This is a genomic window from Marinobacter salsuginis (assembly GCF_009617755.1).
Taxonomy (GTDB): domain Bacteria; phylum Pseudomonadota; class Gammaproteobacteria; order Pseudomonadales; family Oleiphilaceae; genus Marinobacter; species Marinobacter salsuginis.
On the sequence record NZ_BGZH01000004.1, the window covers coordinates 18,502 to 31,032 of the forward strand.

The window sequence follows — 12,531 nt, forward strand, 5'->3', positions numbered from 1 at the left end:
AAGGTCACCAACAGTCTGCTTCCGCAGCACCACGAGCCCCGCTGTTGTCCAGGGTCAGCGTTCCGCAACGGTCCCCTGTTTGGGGGCCGGTCGGTTGCGCCTGCAAAGCAAAGGCGTTCTGCGTTACGTTACCGTTGAAGCTGATGTTGTAAAAGGTAGTCCCCGTCCTTGGGGAGACCGTGAAGGGAAGCACAGGCTGATTACCTCCCTCAAGATAAGAGTAATCCTGGGAGTACTGGCGTTCCATCCATTGCGCCAGCTCCAGAAGGTCTGCTTGAGCATTGGTCCGTCGGGTCTGACGGACATTCTCTTGGTACGAAGGATAGGCAATCGCTGCGATGATGCCGATGATCGCCACAACGATCATCAGCTCAATTAGCGTAAACCCTGCTGCCCGGTTCCTTATCATCATATTATTATCCTGAACTGGTTTTTACTGAGTAAGCTCTCGCCAACCTTTCCGACCAAGGGCCAGACCGAATGGGGGTAGTGCGTCCAACTGCGCGCCGCATCCAGCGCAATCGTAGGCAAGGTATTCATCCCAAACCTTCAATTGCGAGGGAACCCCTTCGACTTTGTAGCCCATTGCGTTGTAGGTTGAATCTTCGAACGCACCGATGCTTTCGCCATCATCCAGCCCCACAAGGCCTTCCTGAATGTCGAATGCCATGATCCAGCCATCGCCACCGCCCAAGCATGGATCTTCACTGGGGATCAACGTACTGACGTAGACATAATCACCACGAATGACACCATTGGTGACGATGCGCTCACCACTGACAGGCAGATCAGCGTACCAGCCAGACTTTGTCTCGTAGTCGACAGCAGTACCTTCGGCAAACCTGATTATCTGGCTGACGCCATCTACCTGCCCGGTACCAACCCGCAAATCACGCTCGACCAGGTCAGCCTGAGTCACAGTCTGCTTGTTATCGCCAGTCTCAAGAACACCGTAGAAAGATTGCTCTTCGGTGGAACCGGTGTCACTTCGCTCCAGGTACTTACCTGTACCAAACAGGATCATCAGGTTCGGATCCTTACCTGAAGAGGCAGACGGGCCAACTGTCGGGGCACCGGTGATCGGTTTGTTGACGGTGACATAAGGACGGGCAGAGCTCCCCGACTTGTACGCAGAATCCCAGCCGCCATTGTCGCCAACGGCCACCCACATGTTTCCGTCGAGGTCACCTGCGTAAACCCGGTCCGCAATGTAGTCACTGGTATTGTCGATAACCGTGAGCGCTGAGAGACCGTCACCACTTTCAAACTCAATGTACTCGAAGTCACCGTTATCCCAGCTGCCATCGAGACCGCCTTCCATGTCCAGCATAAAGAAACCGGTTGAGCCTGTGTTATAACCACTCGGGACAAACGCTGTCCAACGGTAGTCTCCGCCGCCCCAGTCGGCCATGGATACAACCGGGGGCTGCACCAGGTTTCCGAGTTTCTCATGGGTAAATTCCCACAGGACCGTAGACTGGGCGTTGGATTCAGAGAATGAGTCCGGATCTGTAATGTCCAGTGCGAAAATGCCCGGAGCACCAGCTCGTCCACCACCAATCAGCACCGTCTTCCAGCCAGCTTCCGAAAGACCACCAGCGGCATTTCTTCCCTGGATGTACATATCGGTAACTCTGGTCTCGAGATCGACATAGTAGCGATGCTCATAACTCGGCTGGGTCAGGTAGTGCAGCCCCTCGCCGGTATTCGTGGAATAGATGAAGTCCGGGATGTAAGCAAGCAATTCCTCACCACCATCTTCTCCGCTGGTACCCTTGAACGCATGTAACATGCCATCATTTGAGCCCGCATATACAACAGGGGTGCGGTCTTCGTTGGACTTTCGGAACACCGAGTATTTGCCATCACCGAACGCCGAACTGTTGGGCCATTCAGAATCCGGGGCAGCAACGAAGCGCGGAGTCGAGTTTACGATCGAGCCTAGGCGGCTGCTGCGCTTGCGGAAGTTCGTCAGATCGGTTTCGAACGAACGGTCGCCACGGAGGTACGCAAGGCGATCTTCAGCGAGACTGGCGTCTCCGGTCGCCAGGTCGGCTTTCTGATCGAGCGTCAAATCAGCCCACCGGAATGGACGTCCGCGGTCCCCGTCGTAAGTAATAATGTTGCGTTCGTTCGCAACGATGTCACGCTCATCGAGAACCTCGCGCGCAGACCAACCTGCGGCACCTTCGCCGGGAATCTCCGGCTCGCCTTCCTCAGAAGCCTGAAGCTCTACCGCCTTTACGTCACCGCTCCAGCCGTTCGGATCGAACGCCGCTGAGAAAAGCAGTGAACCCTCCTTGAAGGAAGTAATGCTGAAGTCCAGACCAGTGGATGAACCTGCCCTAGCGCTGGCATCCTTGAGAATGGCCGTTAGAGCACCTTCGAATTCCGAGGAATTTGAGGCACTGTAGAAACCGCCTCGACTGTTGACGGAGGCGTGCAACAGGTCGTTGATCTTGTCTTCGTTAGAGTTACCTCCCCACCAGTCAACAGCGTTACCATCAAGCGCATTTTCGAAGGCTGTTGTAGGGTCTACCGAACCTGTCACGCCGAGGCCAACCCCGTATGTCACCATATGCTGCCAGAAAGCAGGGTTGCCCGGGCGGCGCAAGTTTTCAGTATCAATGTCATCCGACACTGGAACATAATTGTCTATGTCTGTCCGCAAGTCCCGCTTCCAGTAGTGCATGGCAATGTCGGCTAACGTGACGCGACTGGAATAGGAATCCGAATACGGCGCTGATGGTTGGTACTGGTACGGCGCATCAAGCCCGGTAGTAATGTTCGGACCGCTAGTATCATCAGCATAATCAGTGAGGTCAGGATCAGAGCTGGTGTTGGCGTTGTAATAGCCGTCAGTCATCAGGATTGAGAAACTCTGGCGACACTCGCGGGCAGGGTTAGTGATAGGATCAGCAGCACGGGAAGGGTCATCAGTCCACGCCCGCTTGCTTCCCTCGTAGTACTGCCCGGCCCCTTCAAGAGCCCTGCGAAGAGGCGTAGAACCACCCGCATCCTGGCCATACAACCAATCGTAAAAATCTCCTTTTACATCGCCATAACGACGAACTCCCTGACGCACAGCACGTACCGAAGCTCCATCAACAGTATTTCGTCCACGGTTGATTTCCCCCCAGCCGAGACGAAATTCCTGCGACAAGTCTCCAGCGAACGCTCCGCCGACGCCTGCTTTGGAAAGCATTAGTCTAGTTCTGTAGTAGGAAAACCAGTTTGCAAAGTTCTGCTGTTCGTCTGACCCGACGACAACCTTCGAGTAACAAGAATCATTGTAGGGGTTATTCTGACACCAAGCGCTCCCAGAAAATTCGTAGTAGAAGGCAGGCTCCTCCTGCCGGTCTTCGCTGATGGCAAACCCCCAGCCAAACCGACTGTAGGGGTCCATGAGAGCTCGGTAATCATCGGAGAGATCGACTGTGGCGGAGCCTGTGTTGTAGCCATTCACTGGAGCACTGAAAAAGTCCGCATTAGCGAACCTCGAACCATCTGAGGTGAGTGGTGGCAAATATGTCTCGTCTGGATTGTAATAAATTCTATTCAAATGACTTGATGCCAAAAATCGATTGTCTTCGATAGCACAGCGGGCGATTCTCTCGCCTGCGAAGTCGACCAATCTATCGCAACCATTCTGACTTTCAGTTTCCTCAACATCGAGTGATCCGCGACCGATAAGATCATCCGGCATATATCCCCACCGCATGGACCCCGAATCATCCAGAATAAACAACATATTTGCTTCAACCGAGCCGCCCGCAAACAACGGTTTCTGAGCAAAGTTGACCTCGGCATAGCCCGATACGGGTACACTCAGCAGCATACCCGCCGCCAAATGAAGCAGTTTCGATTTAGTTATTACGCTCATCCTTCGTTACCTCCCGCGGCAACCTGATCCGGATCGAAGAAATAGAAGCTCTCGATCATTTTTCGACTCTGTCCTGAAGGGCCGTTGGCCATGACAACAACCCGTACCGTTTCTGCGTCTGCAGACAGGGAGCTGGACCCACCCGCGGCGTCACCCCGCCCCTGGTAATTAAGGTTGCGAACAGACCCTTCCGCTCCACCGACATTCAAGCTGACCAATCCCCGGTATTCGATGAAATACCTGGGCGTGATGCCATCAACCGCATTCCCGCTGAGCACTTCGTTGCCCTCGTCATCCCAGGTTCCGTCATCGAAAACTGGTGGCGCGTACCCTATGTGGTACCAACCATTTGCGTTACCGGTGCCATCTGAATTGCCAAAGTTATTCATATTGGTCAGATTACCCAGAATGGCCTCCGCCTCCCGCAAACCGGCCTCGGCGGCCTCCAATGCGAGAGCGCTTTCTCTCGACGCTGTGGACATTCGCTCCTGCATGATTGAGCCCTGCATAGATGAGGCGCCCAAAATCGACATGATCAGAAGAATAACCAGCGACATCATCAGTGCGACGCCGCTTTGGGTTTTGATTGAAATGTTCATCACCACCTCTCTAGCGTGACGCGTTTCGGACGTTCATGGTGAAGTTATAAACCCGGTACAGCCGGTTATCGGGTGCCTCGAAGTTGGGGCCACCATCACAATCTGCCCAGCGCGGGAAACATAGCGATTGCGCTCCATCGAAAAGGTTATTGTCCCCGCCCCGAACAAGCAGACTTACCTCGACAGCCCGTACATTGTTCCAGTTAACGGCACCTGTTGACTCGGTCCAGTTATTCACCGGGTTGTTCGCAGTGTTAGAGGTGCCCATTCTGACCCGCATATCAAACACTCCCTCTACAAGCTCCACAGGCGCCTGATTCGGCACAAGCCTCATGAGTGCTCTTTCACCGGTTACATTACTGGTCCCAATGTACAGCGTCCGGTTGTATGGGCGCAGAATCTGGGCACCTGTTCCGTAGTTGTTCGAAAAGCAGTTAGTGCATCCATTATCGGTAAAATCGTTTCCCGGATCGTCTTCGCCACTATTAGCGACCAGCGTAATCTCGGCACCACCGCCGCCGCCCTGCTGGATATTCGAAATCTGGAAAATGTCCGTGCCGGTGCAATCGGAAATTGCAATGATATCGTCCACTTGCAGACCACCACGCTCATCTACTTCGATAGAAGCAGAGGTCTCGGGCCCGACGGTCGAAATTTCATTCCCGTTGTTCTCCATACCTGAGAAACGGATGAAATGGGTACCTGCAACAGCTCCAGCTGGTCGGTCGGCATTCCTGGATGAGATCGGGGCGTCGATGTCGAACTCATGAGCATCAGCATCAAATGCTTCGTCAGTGTCGTCGAGATTGTTAACGACGTTTTCGATGTTACAGCCGAAATATCCGGCGCCTCGAATTTCACGGCCCAGAATTTCTGAGGCGATTCGCCCATATTCCTGTGTCCGTGCAGTCGCCTCCGTAATCCGAAACGACAGATTATTGGAGTTAAAAATCTGGAACAGACCAACCGTCAACAGGGTTGCCAACACAAGCGCGACCATCAGCTCGACGATCGACAAACCTGCCTGTCGCTGAAACGTCATTCTCTGTACCTCACGTTTAGGCTGAAGGACCCGGTGACTTCTTCTTTCTCGCCTGACTCACCACCTTCCGCAGATCCTGCGCCGGGATCCAGTCGATTCATTCTCTCTACCCATTGCACTGAAATTACGGCAGCGCTTCCGCCATTGGCTTCCACCGTGCCAGTACTTCCTGGTCCCAAGTCGTTCTGCAATTGAGACTCCCAGTCCTCAACCTCGCCAGCAGCAGGCATTCCGCGAATGGACCGGATGTATTCTGCCATCGTCTGGGTGTGCATGATGGCAACGGAGCGGCTATCGGCCGCTGCAGTCTGCTGCATTGACACCGTCTGCAATCCGGCCACACCAAGCAAACCGATCGCCATGATGATCAGTGCAATCAGCACTTCGATCATCGTAAAGCCGGAAGAAGCTCTTCTGTGCCGATTAAAATCACTCATCGACCTTCCCTCTCGAAACTGACTTAAGAACATGCCGGGGCAACCTGATCTCGGGAAGTCTGTCCGCCAGCATTCACAACCACTGACACACCGGCCTCGCCATTTCCTGGGCACACCTGATAGACCGTTGAAGCTCCGTTCTGCTTCATCCCGTTACCGCTAAATGTGGGATCGACCCCACCAGTTCGCGACAAGGTCACGCTTCCCGGCATTGGTTCAATCCTGCGGATAACCGTATTTACATCCGAAGCCAACACAACTCGAAGGCCATTATTGTAGGCCCCTCCTACGGGTAAGACCTGAACCGGTTCGCCTCTACGCACAGCCTCTGAGCGTGCGAAATTGAGAAGACCAATCACGCTGTTTGTCGCAGATGTCTGACGATTTGCTTCAATCAACCCGCGAAACCCAGGGACGGCGACAGCCGCTGTAATCACAATCAAAGCGATGACTACCATCAGCTCAACCAGCGTAAACCCGGCATTTTTTCGGTTTGTTGTCATAGTTTCCTTCCACTTTGACCTATGCAAAGAATATCCAGGGCGCCATCGTGCCTCTACAAGCATCTGACAAATGGTTTCTTTCCAACGATAAACGGTATCGGCAAGACAGCCATGTGACGAGTATCACACAACTGCTTGGCTGGTGTGTTTGGAGGCGCGCCGGGATATGGCGCGAACCTCATAACCGGGAGAGGGGGTCTACTCGATACAAGGTTCGGAAGGATAGCGAGCTGTTTTATTCTATTTCAGTGGCCTCTATCCGCAACTCTCGCGGCATAGAAAACACAATATTCTCCTCACGCCCGGCAATCTCCTCCGGAACGCTGCCGCCAAGCTCCCGCAGGCGAGTAATCACATCGTTCACCAGAACCTCCGGAGCTGAGGCACCCGCGGTAACACCAACAGAGGTCTTGCCTTCCAACCAGGCGGCGTCAATCTGGGAAGCCTCATCAATCAGATAAGCAGGCGTGCCCATCCGCTCCGCCAGCTCCCGCAAACGATTGGAGTTAGAGCTATTCGGCGAGCCCACCACCAGCATCAGATCACAGTCACCAGCCAATTGCTTTACCGCGTCCTGACGGTTCTGGGTGGCGTAGCAGATATCGTCCTTGCGCGGGCCCTGAATGTCCGGGAACTTTGCACGAAGAGCGTCGATGACCCTGGCAGTATCGTCCATGGACAGGGTGGTCTGGGTCACGTAGGAGAGCTTGCCGGCGTCTTTAACTTCGAGGTTGGCAACATCCTCCTCGTTTTCCACGAGGTAAATCTCACCACCATTGCTGTGGTCGTACTGCCCCATGGTGCCTTCCACTTCCGGGTGGCCATGGTGGCCGATCAGCACGCATTCCCGGCCATCGCGGCTGTAGCGCATGACTTCCAGGTGGACCTTGGTGACCAGCGGGCAAGTCGCGTCAAAGACCTTCAGGCCACGGCGCGCCGCTTCATTCTGCACTGCCTGGGAGACGCCGTGGGCGCTGAAGATAACAAGCTTGTCGTCTGGCACCTCGTCCAGCTCGTCCACGAAAATGGCGCCACGGTTGCGCAGATTATCCACCACAAATTTATTGTGGACCACTTCGTGCCTTACATAGATAGGCGCTCCGAACACGTCCAGCGCCCGGTTTACAATTTCAATGGCGCGGTCCACGCCGGCACAAAAACCTCGGGGATTGGCGAGTCGGATCTGCATAGTAACCTGCTACTCTGCTTAGTGGGCCGGGCCAGCCGGCTCCACGTCAATGATTTCTACTTCAAACGTCAGTGTACGCCCTGCCAGGGGATGATTGAAATCCACCTCGACTTCGTCACCTTCCACTCGGCTGACCACACCGGGCAACTCACTCTGGCGCGCATCGGCGAAGGAGATCATCACGCCCGGCTCCAGAACCATATCGGGGCTGAATTCATGGCGCTTGAAGGTCTGGACATTATTCGGGTTGTGCTGGCCAAAGGCTTTCTCCGGCGGAACCTCAAAGCTGTCCCTGTCACCGGCCTTCATGCCCATCAGGTAAGCTTCGAAGTTTTCCGGCAGGTTGTCATCGCCGATTTCCAGGGAAGCCGGCTCTTTCTCAAAGGTCGAGTCAATCACTTCGCCATCCGGGAATTTCAGGGCAAAGTGCAGTTTTACCCGGGTACCCTTGTCGACAGGCAGTTCATTCATAAGAGCTACTCACTTCTCTGCGCATCCCCGTCCGAATCGGCGGGTTTGCGGAACATATCAAGAATCATCATGGCGGCACCGATGGTGATCGCAGTGTCGGCCAGGTTAAAGGCGGGAAAGTGCCAGTCCTGCCAGTAGAAATGCAGGAAATCCACCACGTAGCCATGCACCACCCGATCGTAGACGTTGCCTAGGGCCCCGCCGAGTATGAGTACGATGGCAATGGCGGTCCAGGTTTCATGGCGCTGGAGGTTTTTCAGCCAGTAAATCAGCACCACGCTGACCACGAGCGCCAAAATTACGAAGAACCAGCGCTGCCAGCCGGCCGCGCCAGCCAGAAAACTGAACGCGGCTCCAGTGTTGTGAAGCAGCGTCAGATTGAACATCGGCATCACCGGAACCGGATCACCGTAGGTCAGCATGGCGGTGGCCATCGCCTTGGTGCCCAGATCCAAAGCGATCACCAGAACAGCCAGCCACAGCCACTTCAATTTGGTCCCGGTGACCTGCTCCGTCATGGTCGCGTCCATCAGGCGTATGCGCGGGCTTCACCGGGCCCTTCAACATTGGTCACACAGCGACCACAGAGATCGTCGTACTTGGCGTTGCGGCCGACGTCTTCACGGTGGTGCCAGCAGCGCTCACACTTGGCGTGAGTGGCGGGTGTCACCTTCACGCGGAGACCTTCATGGGAGGTCATTTCCGCATCGCCCGCTTCTGAAACCGGTTTGACACTGGCCTCGGAAGTAATCAGAACAAACCGCAGCTCCTCGCCCAGGTGCTTCAGGTCGGCCGCCAGGTCGCCTTCGCAGAACAGGGTCACCTCGGCACTGAGCGAGCCTTTGATTTCACCCCGAGCCCTGGCTTCCTCCAGGCACTTGTTGACGGCCTCTTTCACGCTGTACATCTCGCGCCAGTAGTCGCGGCCAAGCTCTGCGCTTTCGGGCAGTGCCGTGAGGCCTTCGTACCAGGTTTCATAGAACACGGTATCGCTGCGCTTGCCCGGAAGGTGCTGCCAGATCTCGTCAGCGGTAAAGCTGAGGATCGGCGCAATCCAGCGAACCAGCGCCTCGGCCACATGGTACAGGGCCGTCTGGCAGGAGCGACGTGCGAGGCTGTCAGCCTGGGTGGTGTACTGGCGGTCCTTGATGATATCCAGATAGAAGCCGCCCAGGGTGGCTTCACAAAAGTTGTATACCTTCTGGTAGATCCGCAGGAAGGCGTAGTTGCCATAATCCTCATGCAGCTCTTCCTGCAATTGCAGAGCTCGGTCCACCATCCAGCGATCCAGCGCGATCATGTCTTCGGGCGCGACCATGTGCTGCTCCGGATCGAATCCGGTGAGGTTGCTCAGCAGGAAGCGGGAGGTGTTCCGGATCCGACGGTAACCGTCGGCGGTCTGGCGCAGGATGTCCTTGGACACTGTCATTTCGCCGCTGTAGTCGGTGGCGGCCACCCATAGCCGCAGGATGTCGGCGCCCAGCTCGTTCATGACTTCCTGAGGGGCGATCACGTTGCCCAGGGATTTGGACATCTTGTGGCCCTTGCCATCGACGGTAAAGCCGTGGGTCAGAACCTGCTTGTACGGCGCCACGCCGTTCATGGCGATGGACGTTTTCAGGGACGACTGGAACCAGCCCCGGTGCTGATCCGAGCCTTCCAGATACATATCCGCCGGGAACTGGCCCAGCTCCTCGCGAACCCGCAGGACCGACTCGTGTGTCACGCCAGAGTCAAACCAGACGTCCAGAGTATCGGTTACCTTCTCGTACTGCTCGGCATCACTGCCCAACAGGGAAGCAGCATCCAGCTCGTACCAGGCGTCGATTCCGCCCTCCTCGATCTGCTGGGCCACTTTCTCGATCAGGCTCTGGGTGTCCGGGTGCAGCTCCTGAGTTTCCTTATGGATAAACAAGGTGATGGGCACGCCCCAGGTTCGCTGACGGGAGATGCACCAGTCCGGCGACTGGTTGAACATGGCTTCGATACGGTTCTTACCCCAAGCAGGCACCCAGCGCACACCCTGGATGGCTTCCAAAGCGTCAGCGCGCAGGTTTTCCTTGTCCATGCTGATAAACCACTGGGGGGTTGCCCGGTAGATCAACGGGGTCTTGGTACGCCAGCAGTGAGGGTAGCTGTGGCGGAACTTTTCGGAGCGAACCAGCTTGCCCTCACGTTCAAGCGCGCTGCAAACAGGCTCGTCCGCCTTGTAAACATGCACGCCAGCCAGCTCACCGGCGGCCGACGTGTAGGTACCATCCGCCTGAACCAGGTTGATGGTGCCGATGTTGTAGGCCTTGCCGACCTCAAAGTCTTCCATACCGTGATCCGGCGCAGTATGAACAGCACCGGTACCAGCGTCAGTGGAAACATGATCGCCCAGGATCACCGGTACCTGCTTGTCGTAGATCGGGTGTTGAAGAACCAGGCTCTCCAGAGCCGCGCCGGAGCAGGTTGCCAGCACTTCGTAGCTCTCAACTTGCCAGCGCGCCATGATACCTTCCACCATGTCGGCGGCGAGAATCAGGCGCTCGGGCCCTTGGCCGACATCGGTCTGCACCAATGCGTAGTCAAGGTCGGCATTGAGCGAAACCGCCTGGTTGGCCGGAATGGTCCAGGGCGTGGTGGTCCAGATAACCACGGACACATCACCGCTGCCATTGTCGGCGCCGAACAGCGACAGGGCTTTTGCCTGATCAACTGCGGTAAAACGCACATCGATCTGGGTAGAGGTCTTGTCCTGGTATTCCACCTCTGCTTCTGCCAGTGCGGACTGACCCACCACACTCCAGTAAACCGGCTTGTAACCACGCACGAGGTGGCCCTTGGCGACAATCTTGCCGAGGGCGCGAACAATGCCCGCTTCGACCTTCGGATCCATGGTCAGGTAGGGCTTGTCCCACTCCCCCATCACGCCCAGGCGGATGAAATCGGTTTTCTGGCCGGCAATCTGCTTGGTGGCATAGTCGCGACAGGCCTGGCGGAAGGTTTTGTAGTCCACCTTCACGCCGGCTTTGCCAATCTCCTGCTCCACCTTGTGTTCAATGGGCAGACCATGACAGTCCCAGCCCGGCACGTAGGGTGCGTCATAGCCCATGAAGCTGCGGGACTTGACGATCATGTCCTTGAGAATCTTGTTGACCGCGTGACCAATGTGAATGCTGCCGTTGGCGTAGGGAGGGCCATCATGAAGGATGAACTTCTCCCGCCCCTCACGCTGCTTGCGCAGGTTGCCGTAGACGTCGAGATCCTGCCAGCGCTTGAGCATTTCCGGCTCGCGCTTGGCCAGGTTCCCGCGCATGGGGAAGGCGGTTTCCGGCAGGTTCAGAGTGTGCTTGTAGTCGCTCATGGTTTGTGTGCGTACTCTTTTGGTCTTGGTCAGTTTTGGTCGATCATTAATTCGTTGGGGCGCAGCCGGGCGTTTCAATCCGCGCTTTTCACAGAACCGTTTTCGTCAATCCACGCTCGGGCATGATCAAAATCCCGGGCAATCTGTTCTTTCAGCTCATCCACGGAATCGAACTTTTCCTCGTCCCGCAGCCCGTGGCGGAATACCACTTCCAGATGCTGGCCATAAAGTGTGCCAGCAAAGTCAAACAGGTGCACTTCCAGCGAGGGACGCTTTCCGTCAACGGTGGGGCGTACACCGATATTGGCAACGCCATCAAACCGGGCGCCGTCATCAAGTGTGGCCGCAACCACATAGACTCCGCGCAGGGCCGGTGTTCTGTGCAACAGAATGTTCGCGGTTGGCGCGCCAATCTGGCGCCCCAATTGACGACCGTAAACGACCCTGCCACGAATCCGGTAGGGGTGACCCAGAAGTGTTTCAGCCTTCTGCAGCCCGTTCACTGTGAGCGAATTCCGGACTCGGGTACTGCTCACACGTTCGCCGTCTACCGTCACCGTAAGAGTATTCTCAACGGTAAATCCGGTGTCCCTGCCGACTTTTTCAAGGAGCTCGAAGTCTCCGGCCCGATCGCAGCCAAACCGGAAATCATCGCCCACCACCAGGTGGCGGACAGCCAGCCCCCCAATCAGAACATCGTCTATAAAGCCCATGGCGGAATAACTGCGAAACGCCTGATTGAAGCGCAGGCACAGCACGATATCGATGCCTTCCGCCAGCAGGGCCTCGAACTTCTGCCGAAACCCCATGAGCCTTGGTGGCGCTTCGCTACCCTGAAAAAACTCCCGGGGCTGAGGCTCGAAAATCATCACCACGGATGGAACACCCAGGGCTTCAGCCTTGCTTTTCACCTGATCAATAATGGTCTTATGCCCGAGATGCACACCATCGAAGTTGCCAATGGTGGCCACACACCCTTTAGCGAGCGGAGATTCGTCCCGACGGGAAAGCATTTTAAGGTTGGTCAGGCCCCGGATCAGACGCATGTAATGCGAACC

At 56.0% G+C, this 12,531-nt stretch carries 11 protein-coding genes; all 11 read right to left on the reverse strand.

Features of this window, described 5'->3' with window-relative positions; all coding sequences use genetic code 11:
* Positions 1-4: 4 nt before the first annotated feature.
* Positions 5-412 carry a type IV pilin protein gene (locus tag GJU83_RS16685; RefSeq protein ID WP_069185188.1) on the reverse strand — a complete coding sequence of 136 codons (408 nt, stop codon included), beginning with the start codon at positions 410-412 and terminating at the stop codon, positions 5-7.
* A 21-nt stretch (positions 413-433) separates the two neighbouring features.
* Entirely contained in the window at positions 434-3,883 is a 3,450-nt protein-coding gene (locus GJU83_RS16690; RefSeq protein WP_153634740.1) for a pilus assembly protein, read from the reverse strand.
* Positions 3,880-4,482: a pilus assembly PilX family protein gene (locus GJU83_RS16695; protein WP_153634741.1), complete on the reverse strand. Its 603-nt coding sequence runs from the start codon at positions 4,480-4,482 to the stop codon at positions 3,880-3,882. Before GJU83_RS16695 ends, GJU83_RS16690 begins: the two co-directional genes overlap by 4 nt.
* A 10-nt stretch (positions 4,483-4,492) precedes the next feature.
* Complete coding sequence (locus tag GJU83_RS16700; protein ID WP_167516408.1) at positions 4,493-5,500, reverse strand: PilW family protein; 1,008 nt, start codon at positions 5,498-5,500, stop codon at positions 4,493-4,495.
* Positions 5,501-5,520: 20 nt separating this feature from the next.
* A complete protein-coding gene (gene pilV, locus GJU83_RS16705) occupies positions 5,521-5,961 on the reverse strand; it encodes a type IV pilus modification protein PilV (protein WP_083231886.1) in 441 nt (146 codons plus the stop codon).
* Positions 5,962-5,984: 23 nt separating this feature from the next.
* Positions 5,985-6,464 (reverse strand): GspH/FimT family pseudopilin, encoded by a 480-nt coding sequence (locus GJU83_RS16710; RefSeq protein ID WP_167516410.1) that lies wholly within the window; start codon positions 6,462-6,464, stop codon positions 5,985-5,987.
* A gap of 235 nt (positions 6,465-6,699) precedes the next feature.
* Positions 6,700-7,653, reverse strand: coding sequence for a 4-hydroxy-3-methylbut-2-enyl diphosphate reductase (ispH, locus tag GJU83_RS16715; RefSeq protein WP_153634744.1), 954 nt, complete (start codon positions 7,651-7,653; stop codon positions 6,700-6,702).
* 18 nt (positions 7,654-7,671) lie between these two features.
* Positions 7,672-8,124 (reverse strand): FKBP-type peptidyl-prolyl cis-trans isomerase, encoded by a 453-nt coding sequence (gene fkpB, locus GJU83_RS16720; protein ID WP_153634745.1) that lies wholly within the window; start codon positions 8,122-8,124, stop codon positions 7,672-7,674.
* Positions 8,125-8,129: 5 nt separating this feature from the next.
* Positions 8,130-8,654 (reverse strand): signal peptidase II, encoded by a 525-nt coding sequence (gene lspA / locus GJU83_RS16725; RefSeq protein WP_153634746.1) that lies wholly within the window; start codon positions 8,652-8,654, stop codon positions 8,130-8,132.
* On the reverse strand, positions 8,654-11,473 hold the full coding sequence (gene ileS, locus GJU83_RS16730) for an isoleucine--tRNA ligase (protein ID WP_153634747.1): 2,820 nt from the start codon (positions 11,471-11,473) through the stop codon (positions 8,654-8,656). Before ileS ends, lspA begins: the two co-directional genes overlap by 1 nt.
* A gap of 74 nt (positions 11,474-11,547) precedes the next feature.
* Positions 11,548-12,519, reverse strand: coding sequence for a bifunctional riboflavin kinase/FAD synthetase (gene ribF, locus GJU83_RS16735; RefSeq protein WP_153634748.1), 972 nt, complete (start codon positions 12,517-12,519; stop codon positions 11,548-11,550).
* Positions 12,520-12,531: the final 12 nt, after the last annotated feature.